At 62.0% G+C, this 17,560-nt stretch carries 11 protein-coding genes; 9 read left to right on the top strand and 2 right to left on the bottom strand.

Annotated elements, in window-relative coordinates:
* The first annotated feature begins 4 nt into the window (after window positions 1–4).
* Complete coding sequence (locus TU82_RS07525; RefSeq protein WP_057722486.1) at window positions 5–1,408, top strand: aminotransferase-like domain-containing protein; 1,404 nt, start codon at window positions 5–7, stop codon at window positions 1,406–1,408.
* Between the two features lie 108 nt (window positions 1,409–1,516).
* Window positions 1,517–3,160, top strand: coding sequence for a phosphoglucomutase (alpha-D-glucose-1,6-bisphosphate-dependent) (gene pgm / locus TU82_RS07520; RefSeq protein ID WP_057722485.1), 1,644 nt, complete (start codon window positions 1,517–1,519; stop codon window positions 3,158–3,160).
* A 482-nt stretch (window positions 3,161–3,642) separates the two neighbouring features.
* Here pgm and TU82_RS07510 read toward each other — a convergent pair whose 3' ends face one another.
* On the bottom strand, window positions 3,643–4,338 hold the full coding sequence (locus tag TU82_RS07510; protein ID WP_057722483.1) for a pirin family protein: 696 nt from the start codon (window positions 4,336–4,338) through the stop codon (window positions 3,643–3,645).
* A 217-nt stretch (window positions 4,339–4,555) separates the two neighbouring features.
* Between TU82_RS07510 and TU82_RS07505 the strand changes: the two genes are divergently transcribed.
* Complete coding sequence (locus TU82_RS07505) at window positions 4,556–7,003, top strand: UvrD-helicase domain-containing protein (protein ID WP_156421646.1); 2,448 nt, start codon at window positions 4,556–4,558, stop codon at window positions 7,001–7,003.
* Between the two features lie 138 nt (window positions 7,004–7,141).
* Here TU82_RS07505 and TU82_RS07500 read toward each other — a convergent pair whose 3' ends face one another.
* Window positions 7,142–7,414 carry a DUF1652 domain-containing protein gene (locus TU82_RS07500; protein WP_057722482.1) on the bottom strand — a complete coding sequence of 91 codons (273 nt, stop codon included), beginning with the start codon at window positions 7,412–7,414 and terminating at the stop codon, window positions 7,142–7,144.
* 593 nt (window positions 7,415–8,007) lie between these two features.
* Between TU82_RS07500 and TU82_RS07495 the strand changes: the two genes are divergently transcribed.
* From TU82_RS07495 to eprS, 6 genes are all read left to right on the top strand, one after another.
* Entirely contained in the window at window positions 8,008–9,441 is a 1,434-nt protein-coding gene (locus tag TU82_RS07495; protein WP_057722481.1) for a serralysin family metalloprotease, read from the top strand.
* A gap of 47 nt (window positions 9,442–9,488) precedes the next feature.
* On the top strand, window positions 9,489–9,845 hold the full coding sequence (locus TU82_RS07490) for a protease inhibitor Inh/omp19 family protein (RefSeq protein ID WP_057722480.1): 357 nt from the start codon (window positions 9,489–9,491) through the stop codon (window positions 9,843–9,845).
* A gap of 103 nt (window positions 9,846–9,948) precedes the next feature.
* Complete coding sequence (locus TU82_RS07485; protein ID WP_057722479.1) at window positions 9,949–11,691, top strand: type I secretion system permease/ATPase; 1,743 nt, start codon at window positions 9,949–9,951, stop codon at window positions 11,689–11,691.
* A 91-nt stretch (window positions 11,692–11,782) separates the two neighbouring features.
* Window positions 11,783–13,075, top strand: coding sequence for an HlyD family type I secretion periplasmic adaptor subunit (locus tag TU82_RS07480; RefSeq protein ID WP_057722478.1), 1,293 nt, complete (start codon window positions 11,783–11,785; stop codon window positions 13,073–13,075).
* Window positions 13,076–13,077: 2 nt separating this feature from the next.
* The gene (locus TU82_RS07475; RefSeq protein ID WP_057722477.1) at window positions 13,078–14,418 is read left to right on the top strand and encodes a TolC family outer membrane protein; all 1,341 of its coding nucleotides are present in this window, start codon (window positions 13,078–13,080) and stop codon (window positions 14,416–14,418) included.
* Between the two features lie 34 nt (window positions 14,419–14,452).
* Window positions 14,453–17,410 (top strand): autotransporter serine peptidase EprS, encoded by a 2,958-nt coding sequence (gene eprS, locus TU82_RS07470; protein ID WP_057722476.1) that lies wholly within the window; start codon window positions 14,453–14,455, stop codon window positions 17,408–17,410.
* The last annotated feature ends 150 nt before the right edge of the window (window positions 17,411–17,560 follow it).

Below are 17,560 nucleotides of genomic sequence, written 5' to 3'. Positions count from 1 at the left end.
GCTCATGAAGCTGCGAGGAGAGCGGCAAGCGGATTTTGCCTATCAGGCGGTGTACCGCTACATGATCAACCTGATCAATGAGGTCAGCCTTGAAACACCGGTAAAGCTGCCTTCCCTGCGGCAACTGTCGAGCCGCTTGAAGGTGTCGATCTCGACGATTCAATATGCTTATTCGATATTGGAGAAAGAGGGCCGGATCTATTCGGTGGCCAAGTCCGGCTACTTTGCCTGGCCGGTGGCCACAAACGCGCCAACGACAACCGATGCCGACCTGCTCGAGCGCCTGTATGCCGCAACGCGGCGGCCGGCGATGGTGGTGCTCAGTGGCGATGAACCGGCATTGCTGGGCTCATTGGATGGCGCACTGTTGACGCTGGAGCGCCAACTGATTCGTCGGTATCCGCACCACCTGCAAACCCGCTCGCAACCCTCTGGCGTCTGGGAGTTGCGTGCGGCACTGGCGGCGCGGTATACCTCGTCGCCCACACGCTGCTGGCAGGCGGACGAGGTGTATATCGGCGCGGACCTGCGCGGAGTCCTGGAGATCCTGATTGATGCCCTGGGCCTCAAGGGCACGGTAGTGGTCGTCGAGTCACCCTGCGATTATCTGGTCCTGCGCCTGTTGCAGGGTGCCGGCGTGCGGGTTATCGAATTGCCCTGGCACGCTGATGGCCGCTTCGATCTGACCACCTTTGAACACCTGCTGCGCCACGAGCCGGTGCATCTGGTGCTGCTGTCGTCGGGGGTGAGCATGCCGTCAGGCAGCGTGTTGTCGGTACAGGAACGGTTGCAGGTAGCGCACCTGCTGGATCGGTTCGGTTGCTGGCTGCTGGAGAATGACACCTTTGGCGAGCTGAGTTTTGTACCGTCCCCAACGGCCCTGCGACACTTGGTCAACCCCGAGCGACTGATGGTGTTTTCGTCACTCGAAAAGATCCTCGGTCCGGAAGCACCGTTTGGCTTTGTACTGTCGCGGCAACTGAGCGGCGAATTGCAGCGCCAGTTTTTATTGCGCGCATTCCGTTTGTCGTCGATCCGCCAGCGGGCCATTGCCCGCTTGTACGAAAGCGGGCGGTTTGATCAACACTTGCAGACATTGCGCCAACGGCTGCGCGAACAGGCCCAGGCCATGGGTCATCGTCTGGATGAACGTCTGGAGGGCCGGGTGAGCTACCGGATGCCGGGCGCCGGCGCCAGTTTCTGGCTGCAGTCGACGGCGGCGGTGGATATGCATCAGGTGTTCCAGCGTATGGTGACGCAACAGGTGGTGATCGCCCCCGGGGAGCTGTTCAGCCTCAGCGGCCTGCATCAGCAGCATATGCGCCTGAGTCATGCGTTCAGTGGTCATCCGAATCTGGATATCGCCTTGGATACGTTGGCCGGGGCGCTGCTGCAGTCGAAGCTTTGAGGTGTACGAAATTTCTGTGTGGGACATGGGATCGATACCGTCGCGCAGTAGTCCAAGTCACCGTAAACTGTCATTTTTCCGAATTCTAATTTTCTCCGAGGTTTATGCATGACTATCAGTCCTTTTGCGGGCAAGCCGGCACCAGCCCAGTTGCTGGTGGATATCCCGCGACTGGTCACGGCCTATTACACCGGCCAGCCTGATGCAGCGATCTCCACCCAACGCGTGGCGTTCGGTACTTCCGGGCACCGTGGCAGTTCGTTCGAGCTGAGCTTCAACGAATGGCATGTGCTCGCGATCAGCCAGGCCATCTGCCTGTACCGCGAGGCCCAGGGCATCGACGGCCCGCTGTTCGTCGGCCTGGACACCCACGCACTGTCGACGCCGGCCGGCGCCAGTGCGTTGGAAGTGCTCGCCGCCAACGGCGTGCACGTCATGCTCGCCGAAGGTGACGAATACACGCCGACGCCGGCGATTTCCCACGCCATCATCTGCTACAACCGTGGCCGTACCCGCGGCCTGGCCGACGGTATTGTGATCACGCCGTCCCACAATCCGCCGCAAAGTGGCGGCTACAAGTACAACCCGCCCAACGGTGGCCCGGCCGATACCCATGTCACCAAGTGGATCGAAGCCAAGGCCAACGAACTGCTGGCCAACAAGCTTGCCGGGGTCAAACGCATCACTCACGCCCAGGCGCTCAAGGCCGATACCACCCACCGCCATGATTACCTCAACAGCTATGTGGCCGACCTGATCAATGTGATCGACATGGATGCCATCCGCAGCGCCGGCCTGCGCCTGGGCGTCGATCCGCTGGGCGGAGCAGGGGTGCGCTACTGGTCGGCGATTGCCGAACACTATCGGCTGAACCTGGAGGTGGTGAACACCGAAGTCGACGCAACCTTCCGCTTCATGAGTGTCGACTGGGACGGCCAGATCCGCATGGACCCGTCTTCCAGCTACGCCATGCAAGGCCTGATCGGTCTCAAGGACCGCTTCGAGGTGGCGTTTGCCTGCGACCCTGACCACGACCGTCATGGCATCGTGACCCCGTCTGGCGGGCTCTTGGCGCCGAACAACTACCTGGCGGTGTGCATCGATTACCTGTTCCAGAACCGTCCGGACTGGCGCGCCGATGCGGCCGTGGGTAAAACCGTGGTCAGCAGCGGCCTGATCGATCGCGTCGCCGCGCGTATCGGCCGGCGTTTGTACGAAGTGCCGGTGGGCTTCAAGTGGTTTGCCGATGGTTTGTTCGAAGGTTCGCTGGGCTTCGGTGGCGAAGAAAGCGCCGGAGCCTCGTTCCTGCGCAAGGACGGTAGCGTCTGGAGTACCGACAAGGACGGCTTGATCCCGGCCTTGCTCGCCGCTGAAATGACTTCACGCAAAGGTCAGGACCCGAGCCAGCTCTATCGCGGCCTGACCGACGCTCTCGGCGAGCCGTTCGCCATCCGCGTCGATGCCAAGGCCACCCCGGCGCAAAAAGCCCTGCTGGGCAAACTGGCGCCGGAGCAGGTCACGTCCACGCAACTGGCCGGGGAAAGCATCCAGCAGATCCTCAGCCATGCGCCGGGCAACAACCAGGCCATCGGCGGCTTGAAAGTCATGACCGAAAACGGCTGGTTCGCCGCACGTCCATCGGGCACCGAGGACATCTACAAGATCTACGCCGAGAGCTTTATCGGCGAAGATCACCTCAAGCAACTGGTGCAAGAGGCCCAGGTGCTGGTAGACGGCGCGATCTCTGAGTAACTGACACCCTGAGATCAAAATGTGGGAGGGGGCTTGCCCCCGATGGCGGCCTCAGGGCCGACCAGGATGTCGGATCAGATCGAGTACATATCCGTTTCTGCGGTAACGGCCACTTAGGGTTCCGCCCTGACGGCGGCTCACTTTTGAAAAGCCGGAATGCCGGCCCAGTCAAAAGTAAGCAAAACGCTCTTGCCCCACCACTCGGCACCTCGCCTGCGTTCGGCCAGCGTGGTTTAACGGGGCGCCTGAGATCAACATCAAAAGCCAGATCAAGATCAAAAGCGGCTCGCTGCGCATCGTGGTTACGGGTGGGGGCGGCTGCTTTGTGTAGGAGCGAGCTTGCTCGCGAAAAACGTCAACGATAACGCGGGCTTCCTGAATAAACGCGGTGCCTGTGAGTTTTTCGCGAGCAAGCTCGCTCCTACAAGCGGCGGTGTGCGCTTGACTGACTGGCATCAGTTAGATGCCCGCAAGACTTTGGATCAGGCCAGGTCGACCAGCACAACTTCACTGTCTTCAACCGCCGTCACTAGCAACACTTGCTCATCGGCAACTGCCACGCCGTCTCGAGCTTGCGCACGCAAGCCATTGACTTCAATCACGCCCGTTGCCGGCACCAGGTACGCACGTCGCCCGCTGTCCAGCCGGTATTCGGCCGTTTCGCCGGCCTTCAGGTTAGCCGCCACCAGACGTGCATCGGCGCGAATGCGCAGGCTTTCAGCATCTCCGGCCTTGCCGCTGGCCAGGGTCACGAAACCTTCGCGAACACCTTGCGGAAACGGCTTGGCGCCCCAGGAGGGTGGCAACCCGGCCTGATTCGGGATGATCCAGATCTGGAAGATCTTGGTCGGCGTGGCTTCCAGGTTGTACTCGCTGTGGGCGATTCCGGTGCCGGCGCTCATTACCTGTACATCGCCAGCTTCGGTGCGGCCCTTGTTGCCAAGGTTATCGGCATGACTGATGGCGCCTTCACGCACGTAGGTGATGATTTCCATGTCGCGGTGCGAGTGCTGCGGGAAACCGGTGCCCGGCGCGATGATGTCGTCGTTCCATACCCGCAGGTTGCCCCAGTGCATGCGCTCGGGGTCATGGTAGTCGGCAAACGAAAAATGATGATGGGCGTCGAGCCAGCCGTGGTGGGCGCCGCCCAGGGTGTTGAAGGGTCGAAGTTCAAGCATGATCGTCTCCTGTTGATGGCCCTATGATCCAACAGCGCATGATCGATAAAAAGCGTAAAAAATGCCTAATTCCTATCGGTTGATTCGATATTAAATAAGCGCAACAGCTTTCACTTCATCGCCTAACTGCATGACAGCAAAGCATTTGGCTGGAACTCGGCGCCAATTCCGGCGACCATGGCGCATCGTCCAAACCACGCTCTGCGCAGGAGTCCGCGTGCCGCACCCACAGCCTGATCTGCCCCCTGAACTGCGCCCTCTGGCGGAAATGCCGCTGTTCAAACGGCTTGCCGCGCGCCTGTTCGGCCACGGCCTCACGCGTTTGCGCGCCCAGCACCGGTTCTCCTGGTTACATGGTCAGGCCGACGGTTTTCGCAGCGGGCATGAAGCCGGTGTGGAGTATGGCTATCGCGAGGGCAAGGTGGACGGTCTGGAAGAGGGCCGACAAGTCCTGCTGATTCGTGATTTTCGTTCGGATGAACCCCGTGCTCCGGGCATTGACGATAACCTGTTCGACGACTGGCGATTGCCTCTGACCGCCGACATAAAAAAGCGCATCAAGGCCGACGTTGCGCGTTTGCTGCCGGCCCACGCCCAACCGAGCGCCGCGCAGTGGAAGATGATCTTCAGCGACACGCCCTCGACCTCGGTAATTGCCGGTGCCGGCGCGGGCAAGTCGACCTCCCTGGTGTTGCGCATCCTGCTGCTCACCCATTACCTGGGCTTCGAGCTGAGTTCGATGACCGTGGTGACGTTCACCCGCGAATCGCGCAAGGACTTTATCCAAAAGCTCATGCAGATTCTCAGCCTGTGGGGCCAACCCCTTGACCAGAAAGAAGCCCAGGCGGTGGTGCGCACCTTTCACTCACGCATCCTGCCGATGGTGCGCAGCCTGCCGGGGTTTGAGCGACTGCAAGCGTTCGAGAACCTCAGCGCCGGGTTCGAGGACGCCGACAGCAACCCGTTCGACCTGCGCATCAACGACGCCCAGCGCCAACAGATGAACGCCTGCTATCAGCGCTTGCACGGCAGCCACGTGCGTTTTCGTGAGTTGATTGCGCCGTTGGCACGCCATGGGCTGCAGCTCAAGGAATTGGAGCGTGATCATCCGGATGTGCAGAAGCGTATGGCGGTGACGCAATTGGCGGCCAAGCGCGATGAAGAACTCTGCGACGTCATTGAGGACCTGTGGTTTCGCGCCGGCGCCTGGCCGATCAAGGGCATCGAGCCGAGCCGGCAGGCGTTCGACATCAATGGGGCGCAATTTCACTGTCATGGTTATATCCCCGAGCTGGACGCCTGGGTGGTGCTTGGCTTCGATTCGCGGGAAAACGCCCACATCAGCCGGTCCAATTCAAAGCTGTCAGTGCGCGCGGAGTGGGCGGTAAAGCGCACGTTGTTTCAAGCTTTCTGCCGCAAGCCATTGATATGGTTGGATAGTTATGAGTCTTCAAGGAAGTTGTTAAGTAGCCTCGCGGACGATGCCACCGCCGGGCCGGGGTTTGATTACAAGGTCAAGGGTGAGCTTGCTTCAGCGCCGCTATTGGACAGTTTTGTGATGGCCGCCGGCTTTATCGAGAACCTCGGGCTGGATGTGCCCAGCGCCGTGGGCCGCATGAGCTTTCCCAAAGACGACCCGGACCGCTTGTTCTTCGAGGCCCTGGGCATTTTCTGGAAAGCCCTGGAAGATCACTTGCTTGATCAATCGCCGCCGATCATGACCTTTAACCGCATGTTCTCGCTGTTCGGCGAAAACACCCCGGAAAACCTCAAGCTGCTCGGCGATTCACTGCTGCGGCCGATGTCGCACCTGATGATCGACGAGTTCCAGGACGTATCGCCGCAGATTGTCTCGTGGATCCGCGCCAGCCTGCGCGAAATCCGCAGCCGTGGCCCGGCCATGCATGTGGGGCGTGGGGCGCAGCGCTCATCGTTGCTGTGCGTGGGGGATGACTGGCAGTCGATCTACGGCTGGCGCGGCAGTTCGCCCAAGTACTTCATGGAGTTCAACAAGGAATTTGTATCGCCGAGCACCACGCGGGTAATGCTGGCCGAGAACTACCGCAGCCAACAGCACATCATCGATGCTGCCGAGCACATCGTACGCAATGCTCCAGCCATCCCCGGTAAAAAGGCCAAGGCCAGTGGCGAGCCTAAGCCATTGGTGCCCGTGGTAGTGCTCGAGCGCGACGACGCGGCGCTGGCGCGGCAGTTGCTCGAGCACTATCAGCAGGGCGATACGATCTTGATGCTGTATCGAAAAAGCAGCGATAAGCTGTTGATACAGGAGCATATTCAAGCTGTAGTTAATCTGGATTCGAGCTTGCCGCCCCAGGCGCGCAGGCTCAAGCAACTGACCTATCACAGCGCCAAGGGCCTGCAGGCGGACACGGTGTTTTTACTGGGTGACTGCCAGCACCTCACCAGTTCGCCTTACAAGAACCAGGTCTACCGCATGGCGGGGCTGGGCAAGGACGGCGACAGCGAGGCGTACGACAATGCACAAAAAGACGAATTGCTGCGCCTGGCCTACGTCGGCATCACGCGCGCGGTAAGCCACTGCTACTGGTATGTGGAAAAGCCCGAAGGCCAGGCGGTGAATGTGCCAAGGGCGTCGGAGCGGGTCGACGGCAAGAAAGCGTTCTTCGACGATCAACGCGGGTAATCGGCCTGAGTGCGATCTAAATGTGGGAGGGGGCTTGCCCCCGATGACGTCGGCCCAGCAGACACTGATGTTGATTGACCCACCGCTATCGGGGGCAAGCCCCCTCCCACAATGGAATTCACCGGTCTGTCGCAATGATCAGGCCTGCAACAACAACGGCGGCACAAAACTATCAAGCTCAGCCTCCACCGCCTCGATGATGCGCTCCACATCGGCAGCATTCATCACGGTAGCGCAGGGAATGCCGGCGATAGCGATCAATGTCTCGCCGCTGGCCCGATCGAACAGGCGGGCCACCATACTGCCGGGGGCGTCCATGCTCCCTTCGAAGCCCATCGGATGAAAATGCCAGCGCATCAGCTGGCACGCGTTGGGGAATGTCACTTTGTTCATGTTGCCCACCTTGTTCATTGAGCGCTTCCTTTAGCTCGCGGCAGGGGCCAGGACCTTTCAATAGCCCTGGTGTCGAGCATTCAAAATAGCATTCGTTCGCAAGTGGCAGGCGACTTTTTAAGGTCCGTTCGGCGGTTCTTTCAACACAGATTGACCTGGATCAGGTCATGCTGCGGATTTGGCAAAAGGCCACTATTCAAATGCCGCTTTTATCGACGGCATAGCTCAAGTATGCCCCGGCAAAAGGGGACAGCGGCATATAATAGTTCAAGTAGTGGCTCTTTAATCTCGCCATTGACACCGTGACAATGTATTGGATCCAGTATTCAAGTGAGTCGATCAACTAGAACAGCTTTACTTGTATTTAATATTTAAATATCCCTTCGCGCTATTTGGCTACGCAAACACGACAGTCCCCAACAAACGCTGCGCGCGACTTCTTCAAGTTCAAGCTCGGCCTCTTTGTGCCTGCGGAAATATGTGTAGACGAAAGATTTCAAGTTGTGTCAGTTTTCTTACGCCTTCAAAAGAGGTGAGTGATAGGACTATCCTCGCCCGCGAGGTTCCTATCGAACAAAGACTGATGCACTTGCAAACAAGGAAGTACGTTTATGTCAAAAGTAAAAGACAAGGCTATTGTATCTGCCGCGCAAGCCAGCACCGCTTACTCGCAAATCGATAGCTTCAGCCACTTGTATGACCGTGGCGGCAACCTCACGGTCAATGGCAAACCGTCCTACAGCGTGGACCAGGCAGCCACCCAACTGCTGCGGGATGGCGCCGCCTACCGGGACTTTGATGGCAACGGCAAGATCGATCTGACCTACACCTTCCTCACCTCGGCTACCCAGAGCACCATGAACAAACATGGCATCTCCGGCTTCAGCCAATTCAACGCCCAGCAGAAAGCACAGGCCGCACTGGCCATGCAGTCCTGGTCGGATGTGGCCAACGTGACCTTTACCGAAAAGGCTTCCGGCGGCGACGGGCATATGACCTTCGGCAACTACAGCGGTGGCCAGGACGGCGCGGCGGCGTTCGCTTACCTGCCCGGCACCGGCGCAGGCTACGACGGCACCTCGTGGTACCTGACCAACAACAGCTACACGCCGAACAAGACGCCGGACCTGAACAATTACGGCCGGCAGACCCTGACCCACGAAATCGGCCACACCCTGGGCCTGGCTCACCCTGGCGACTACAACGCCGGGAACGGCAACCCGACCTACAACGACGCGACCTATGGACAGGACACGCGCGGCTATAGCCTCATGAGTTACTGGAGCGAGAGCAACACCAACCAGAACTTCAGCAAAGGCGGGGTCGAGGCGTACGCTTCCGGTCCGCTGATCGACGACATCGCCGCGATCCAGAAGCTCTACGGTGCCAACCTCAATACCCGCGCCGGTGACACCACCTACGGTTTCAACTCCAACACCGGGCGTGATTTCCTCAGCGCCACCTCCAATGCCGACAAGCTGGTGTTCTCGGTATGGGACGGTGGCGGCAATGACACCCTGGACTTCTCCGGATTTACCCAGAACCAGAAGATCAACCTCAATGCCACCTCGTTCTCCGACGTTGGCGGCCTGGTGGGCAACGTGTCGATTGCCAAGGGCGTGACGGTCGAGAACGCCTTCGGTGGCGCGGGTAACGATCTGATCATTGGTAACCAGGCGGCCAACCTGATCAAGGGCGGGGCCGGCAACGACCTCATCTACGGCGGTGGCGGTGCGGACCAACTGTGGGGCGGCGCCGGCAGCGATACATTCGTGTACGGTGCCAGTTCCGACTCCAAGCCAGGGGCTGCGGACAAGATCTTTGACTTCACCTCGGGTTCGGACAAGATCGACCTGTCCGGTATCACCAAGGGTGCGGGCGTGACCTTCGTCAATGCCTTCACCGGGCATGCCGGCGACGCGGTTCTGTCCTACGCCTCAGGTACCAACCTGGGTACGTTGGCCGTGGACTTCTCCGGGCACGGCGTGGCGGATTTCCTCGTCACCACCGTGGGCCAGGCCGCTGCCAGCGACATCGTGGCGTGATGTAAGGCGCGGCGCTTCGGCGCCGCGTTCCAGGATGGAGCCAAACGATGCAGCGTTTTTCCAAGTGGTTGACCCTTTTGATCGTGTCGGCAGGAGCCCATGCAATGGCGAGCAGTCTTGTTTTACCCAGTACCGCGCAGCTGGCGGGGCATTGGCAGTTGCACCAGGGTGACCAGGTGTGTGCGCTGGACCTGCAAGAGCAGGCCAACAGCCTGGGCGGCGATGTGGCGTGTGTGGCGCAATGGCTGGGTGAAAAGCCCTTGACCTGGTCGCCCACCCCGGACGGTATCTGGCTGATGAATGCCGAAGGCAGCGGGATCACGCACTTGAATCGCCAGAAGGAAGGCGAATATGAGGGCCGCACTAAATCCGGTGGCGTAGTTGCATTGCGGCGCACGCCTTAGTTTCCAGTTATAAGCTTATAACTTCATTTGTTAGTTGACCGCTCCTTATCAGGGGTTGGGCAACTATTTGCGCGTCATCCGGGTTCAGGGAAGATAAAAAGATATGGCCAAGCCCCACAGCGTTGCGCCCTTGTTCAAGGCGCTGGGTGAATACAAGAGCATCTTGATCAGCGTTGGCTGTTTTACCGCCTTGATTAACCTGTTGATGCTGGTGCCATCGATTTACATGCTGCAAGTGTACGACCGCGTGCTGTCCTCCCAGAACGAAACCACCCTGGTGATGTTGACGCTGATGGTCGTCGGGTTCTTTGTCTTTATTGGCCTGCTGGAAGTTGTCCGCAGTTTTGTGGTGATCCGCATCGGCAGCCAGTTGGAGCGACGGTTCAACTTGCGCGTCTACAAAGCCGCATTCGAACGCAACCTGCAACGCGGGCAGGGGCATGCCGGGCAATCCCTGGGCGATCTGACCCACATTCGCCAGTTCATTACGGGGCCCGCGCTGTTCGCATTTTTCGACGCGCCCTGGTTTCCGATCTACCTGTTCGTGATTTTCCTGTTCAACGTGTGGCTTGGCATACTGGCGACGGCGGGGGCCGTGCTGCTGATCGGCCTGGCCTGCCTGAACGAGTACCTGACCAAAAAGCCCCTGGGCGACGCCGCCGGTTTTTCCCAGCAGTCGACGCAGTTGGCCACCAGCCATTTGCACAATGCCGAAACCATCCAGGCCATGGGCATGCTCGGAGCGCTGCGCCAGCGCTGGTTCGCGGTGCATTCGCAGTTCCTGGGCTTGCAGAACAAGGCCAGCGACACCGGTTCGGTGATCACCTCCCTGAGCAAATCCTTGCGGTTGTGCCTGCAATCTTTGGTATTGGGGCTGGGCGCCTTGTTGGTGATCAAGGGCGATATGACCGCCGGGATGATGATCGCCGGCTCCATTTTGATGGGGCGGGTACTCAGCCCCATCGACCAACTGATTGCAGTGTGGAAGCAGTGGAGTTCAGCCAAGCTGGCCTACCAGCGCCTCGACGAATTGCTGCGCGAGTTCCCCCCGCAAGCCGAGCAGATGGCTTTGCCGGCGCCCAAGGGCCAGGTCAGTTTCGAGCAGGTCAGCGCCGGCCCACCCGGTCGACGCCTGGCGACCCTGCACCACGTCAGCTTCAACCTGGCGGCGGGCGAAGTGCTGGGTGTGCTCGGCGCCTCGGGCTCGGGCAAATCCACCCTGGCCCGCGTGCTGGTAGGCGTATGGCCGACCCTGGCCGGCACGGTGCGCCTGGACGGCGCGGATATTCACCGCTGGGACCGCGATGACCTCGGCCCGCATATCGGCTATTTGCCCCAGGACATCGAACTGTTCAGCGGCAGCATCGCTGACAACATCGCGCGCTTTCGCGAGGCCGACCCGGAACGGGTGGTCAAGGCCGCGCAACAGGCCGGGGTGCACGAATTGATCCTGCGCCTGCCCCAGGGCTACGACACCCTGCTGGGCGACAACGGCGGCGGTCTGTCCGGCGGGCAGAAGCAACGCGTGGCCCTGGCCCGCGCCCTGTATGGCGGGCCGCGCCTGATCGTGCTGGATGAACCCAACTCCAACCTCGACACCGTCGGCGAAGCGGCGCTGGCCAGCGCCATCGTGCAGATGAAGGCCCAGGGCAGCAGCGTGGTACTGGTGACGCACCGTTCCTCCGCCTTGGCCCAGGCCGACAAGTTGCTGGTGCTCAGCGAGGGCCAGTTGCAGGCGTTCGGACCGAGCCAGGAAGTGCTGCGCGCGTTGTCGGGCCAGCACGAAGCACCCAGGGAAAAAACCGGTGGTAGGAGCGAGCTTGCTCGCGAAAGTCGTCAACGATGACGTGCTCCGATTGGATACACACAGTGCCTGCGGGTTTTTCGCGAGCAAGCTCGCTCCTACACGTTTTGCGTCAAGCAGTAAGGATACTTGCATGATTTACGAGCAACACGAGGCGCGCTTCTTTGTACGCATGGGCTGGCTGCTGACCGTGGTCGGCGCCGGCGGATTTTTCCTCTGGGCCAGCCTGGCGCCGCTCGATCAAGGGATTCCCGTGCAAGGCACGGTGGTGGTGTCGGGCAAGCGCAAGGCCGTGCAGACCCTCAGCCCCGGCGTGGTCAGCCGGATACTGGTGCGTGAAGGCGAGGTGGTGAAACAAGGCCAGCCGCTGTTTCGCCTCGACCAGACCCAGCACCAGGCCGACGTGCAATCGCTGCAGGCCCAGTACCGCATGGCCTGGGCCAGCGCCGCCCGCTGGCAGAGCGAGCGTGACAACCTGCCCGGCGTCAGCTTCCCTGCGCAACTGAGCAACAATCCCGACCCGGCCCTGGCGCTGGTACTCGAAGGCCAGCGCCAACTGTTCAGCAGCCGGCGCGAGGCCTTTGCCCGTGAGCAGGCCGGCATTCGGGCGAGCATCGATGGCGCCACGTCGCAGTTGAGCGGCATGCGTCGCGCCCGCAGCGACCTGACCGCCCAGGCGCAATCCCTGCGTGACCAACTGAGCAGCCTGCAACCGCTGGCCGACAACGGTTACATCCCGCGTAACCGCCTGATGGACTACCAGCGCCAGCTGTCCCAGGTGCAGCAGGACCTGGCGCAAAACGCCGGCGAGAGCGGCCGCGTCGAACAGGGCATTGTCGAATCGCGCCTCAAATTGCAGCAGCACAGCGAGGAATATCAGAAGGAAGTGCGCAGCCAACTGGCCGACGCGCAACTGCGCAGCCTGACCCTGGAGCAGCAACTGGCCTCCGCCGGGTTCGACCTGCAGCACAGCGAAATCAACGCACCGGCCGATGGCATCGCGGTCAACCTCGGCGTACACACCGAGGGCGCCGTGGTGCGGGCCGGGGAAACCTTGCTGGAAATCGTGCCCCAGGGCACGCGCCTGGAAGTGGAAGGGCACTTGCCGGTGCACCTTGTGGACAAGGTCGGCGCGCACTTGCCGGTGGACATCCTCTTCACCGCCTTCAACCAGAGCCGCACCCCGCGTGTGCCGGGGGAGGTGAGCCTGATTTCCGCCGACCAGATGCTCGATGAAAAGACCGGTGCGCCGTATTACGTGCTGCGCACCACCGTCAGCGAGGCAGCGCTGGAGACGCTCCACGGCCTGGTGATCAAGCCGGGCATGCCCGCCGAGATGTTCGTGCGCACCGGCGAACGCTCGCTGCTCAATTACCTGTTCAAGCCGCTGCTCGATCGCGCCGGCTCCGCGTTGACCGAGGAATGAACATGAAGCCTGTGCTCATCGCCTTGCTGTTCAGTTGCGCCGGCGCGCACGCCGCCATGGGCCCGTTCGATGTGTACGAGCAAGCCCTGCGCAATGACCCGGTGTTCCTCGGCGCGATCAAGGAGCGCGACGCCGGCCTGGAAAACCGCACCATCGGCCGTGCCGGCTTGTTGCCGAGGCTGTCGTACAACTACAACAAGGGCCGCAACAATTCCGAAGCGCACCTGCCCGACGGGCGTGGCGGCAGCTATCGCGACGACCGCAACTACAACAGCTACGGGTCCACCTTCAGCCTGCAGCAGCCGCTGTTCGACTACGAAGCCTATGCCAACTACCGCAAGGGCGTGGCCCAGGCGCTGTTTGCCGACGAGAGCTTTCGCGACAAGAGCCAGGCACTGCTGGTGCGGGTGTTGAGCTATTACACCCAGGCGTTGTTCGCCCAGGACCAGATCGACATCGCCCGCGCCAAGAAGAAGGCCTTCGAGCGGCAGTTCCAGCAGAACGAGCACTTGTTCAAGGCAGGCGAGGGCACGCGCACGGACATCCTGGAAGCTGAATCGCGCTATGAACTGGCCACCGCCGAAGAGATCCAGGCCCTGGATGAGCAGGATGCCTCGCTGCGCGAGCTGGGCGCGCTGATCGGTGTGCAGAGCGTCAACATCGACGACCTGGCACCGCTGAACCAGAGCTTCGCCGCGTTCAGCCTGAGCCCGGCCAACTACGCCACCTGGCACGAACTGGCGCTGACCAACAACCCGGTGCTGGCCTCGCAGCGCCAGTCCCTGGAAGTGGCGCGCTATGAAGTGGAGCGCAACCGCGCCGGGCATTTGCCGAAAATTACCGCCTACGCCAGTTCGCGCAAGCAGGAATCGGACAGCGGCAACACCTACAACCAGCGCTACGACACCAACACCATCGGCGTCGAAGTCAGCCTGCCGCTGTATGCCGGTGGCGCCATCTCGGCCTCCACGCGCCAGGCCAGCCGCGCCATGGAGCAGGCCGAGTACGAACTGGAAGGCAAGACCCGCGAAACCCTGATCGAACTGCGCCGCCAGTTCAGCGCATGCCTGTCCGGGGTGAGCAAGCTGCGCGCCTATCAGAAGGCCCTGACCTCCGCCGAGGCGCTGGTGGTGTCGACCAAACAAAGCATCCTCGGCGGCGAGCGGGTCAACCTCGATGCGCTGAATGCCGAGCAGCAGCTCTACAGCACCCGCCGCGACCTGGCCCAGGCGCGGTACGACTACCTGATGGCCTGGACCAAATTGCATTACTACGCGGGCAACCTGCGCGACACCGACCTGGCCAAGGTGGACGAAGCCTTCGGCCCGGAGAGAACGCGGTAGGGGCAAGACATAACAATAAAACAGGAGTGTACGGATGATCACGGATTCACCACGGTTCAAACCCTTCACCGCAGGTTCATTGCTGCTGTTGTCCGTTGCGGCACAGGCGCAATACGCCGAAACCGGCCAGCCGGGTAACCCCGCCAGTTGGCGTTCCGCCGAGTACCAGAGCGATTGGGGCCTGGGCCGTATGAAGGCCGATGAAGCCTATGCCGCCGGAATCAGCGGCAATGGCGTGAAGATCGGCGCGCTGGACTCAGGGTTTGACGCCAATCACCCCGAAGCGTCCAAAGAGCGCTTCCACCCGGTCACCGCCAGCGGCACGTACGTCGATGGCAGTGCCTTCAGCACCACGGGCGCGCTCAACCCGAACAACGACTCCCACGGCACCCACGTCACCGGCACCATGGGCGCGGCGCGCGATGGCGTGGGCATGCATGGCGTGGCGTATAACGCTCAGGTCTACGTCGGCAACACCAACGCCAACGACAGCTTCCTGTTCGGCCCGACCCCGGACCCCAAGTACTTCAAAGCGGTGTACAGCGCCCTGGTGGACTCCGGCGTGCGCGCCATCAACAACAGTTGGGGCAGCCAGCCCAAGGATGTCAGCTACCAGACCCTGGGTGACCTGCACGTCGCCTACGCCCAGCACTACAACCGCGGCACCTGGCTGGACGCGGCGGCGGACGTGGCCAAGGCCGGCGTGATCAACGTGTTCAGCGCCGGCAACAGCGGCTATGCGAATGCCAGCGTGCGTTCGGCGCTGCCGTATTTTCAGCCGGAACTGGAAGGCCACTGGCTGGCGGTGTCGGGGCTGGATAGGGCCAACAACCAGAAGTACAACAAATGCGGCATCGCCAAATACTGGTGTATCTCCACCCCGGGTGCGCTGATCAACAGCACCATCCCGGACGGGGGTTATGGCGTGAAATCCGGCACCTCGATGTCAGCGCCCCATGCCACCGGCGCGCTGGCGCTGGTGATGGAGCGCTATCCGTACATGACCAACGAGCAGGCGCTGCAGGTGCTGTTGACCACCGCCACGCAACTCGACGGCTCGCCCACCCAGGCCCCCAACGCCATCATCGGCTGGGGCGTGCCGGACTTGGGCCGGGCGATGCACGGGCCGGGGCAGTTGCTGGGCGCAATGGACGTGAACCTCGCGCCCGGGCAGGCCGATGTGTGGAGCAACGGCATCTCCGACCAGGCGCTGCTCCAGCGCCAGGCCGAAGACCGCGCCGAGCACGGCGCCTGGCAGCAAACCCTGCTCGACAAGGGCTGGCAGAACGGCGTGGGCGCCGGCGCCAGCCAGCAGGACCAGACCGACTACGCGGTGGGCAGCGCGCGCGATCAGGCGGCGGCGAACCGCGTGTACGCAGGCAGCCTGATCAAATCCGGCGCGGGCAGCCTGGTGCTCGGCGGCGACAGCACCTATCGCGGCGCAACCCTGGTCAACGGCGGCCTGCTGGCGGTGAACGGTTCTTTGACCTCGGCGGTGACGGTCAACGACAGCGGCACCCTCGGCGGCTCCGGGCGGATCGGCGCACTGTCGGTCAACAGCGGCGGGCGGGTGGCGCCGGGGAACTCGGTGGGCACCTTGCAGGTAGCCGGGGATGTGAACCTGGGCGCGGGCTCCACCTATGCGGTAGAACTCACCCCCACCGGCAGCGACCGCATCGTCGCCGGCGGCAAGGCCGTGCTGGGCGGCGGTACGGTCACCCTGGCCTTGGAAAACAGCCCGACGTTATTGAGTCAGAGCCAGGCGCAAAGTCTGATCGGCCGGCAGTATTCGATTCTTGAGGCGGCAGGCGGTATCCAGGGCCAGTTCGGCCAGGTGCTGCCCAACTATCTGTTCCTCGGCGGCACGCTGGATTACGCCGCCAATGGCGTGCAACTGAACGTCGGGCGCAATGACGCCAGCTTCGCCAGTGTCGCCGCCACCCGCAACCAGCGCGCCGTCGCCACGGCCGCCGAGCAATTGGGCGCGGGCAACCCGGTGTATGAAAGCCTGCTGCAATCGGACTCGGTGGCCACGGCGCAACAGGGTTTGCAGCAACTGTCCGGTGAAATCTACCCGGCCGTGGGCGCGATGTTGATCAACGACAGCCGCCAACTGCGCGACGCGGTGGGCGAGCGCCTGCGCCATGTGCCGGTGGCGGGTGAAAGCAACCTGTGGTTCAAGGCCCTGGGCTCCTGGGGCAAGTCCGATACGCGCGGTGAAACGGCGGGCTCCACCACCTCCCTTGGCGGCTTGCTGGCGGGTGTCGACGGTGCACTGGACGAACAGACCCGCGTCGGCGTGGTCGCCGGCTACAGCGACAGTTCATTGAACATGGGCAGCGGCACCCATTCCTCGGCGTCCATCGACAGCTACCACTTCGGCGCCTATGCCGGGCGTGAGCTGGGCGACTGGCGCCTGAGTGTGGGCGGTGCCTACAGCTGGCATCGCGGCGATGTGAAGCGTGACCTGCAATACGGCGAGGTCAGCGGCAAGCAAAAGACCAAGCTGGAGGCCCGCACCGCGCAGTTGTTCACCGAAGCCGCGTACCGCATTCACCTGCAACCGCTGGCACTGGAACCCTTCGCCAACCTGGCCTACGTGCACCTGGACAGCGAGTCGTTCCACGAAAAAGGCGCTGCGGCGGCCCTGGAGCGTGGCAATGACCGACGTGATGCGCTGCTCGGCACCCTTGGCGTGCGCGCACTGAAAACCCTGGCGCTGAACGACCATCAACAATTGGATCTGTCCGGCTCGCTGGGCTGGCAACACAGCCTGACGGCGGTGGAATCCGAGGAACACCTGGCGTTTGTCGCCGGCGGGCCGTCCTTTGCCGTGCGCAGCGCGCCGTTGCTGCGCGACGCCGCGTTGGTAGGGCTGCAGGCGAGCCTGGCGCTGAGCCCGTCAACACGGGTCAATCTGGATTACAACGGCCAATTGGGCGGGCGCGAGAAAACCCAGGGCGTGGGGCTGAGCCTGAACTGGCAGTTCTAAAGGCACACCACACATCGAATGTGGGAGGGGGCTTGCCCCCGATGAGGGCGGGTCAGCCAGTACATCCGGCGACTGACACTCCGCTATCGGGGGCAAGCCCCCTCCCACAGGAGGACAGTGGCGCCTGGTCGAGATTTTTCCAAATGTCAT

Origin of the sequence: Pseudomonas orientalis (genome assembly GCF_001439815.1) — a bacterium.
Taxonomy (GTDB): Bacteria; Pseudomonadota; Gammaproteobacteria; order Pseudomonadales; family Pseudomonadaceae; genus Aquipseudomonas; species Aquipseudomonas orientalis.
The sequence above is the reverse complement of the archived record's forward strand: the minus strand, read 5'-3'. Positions and strand labels throughout refer to the sequence as shown.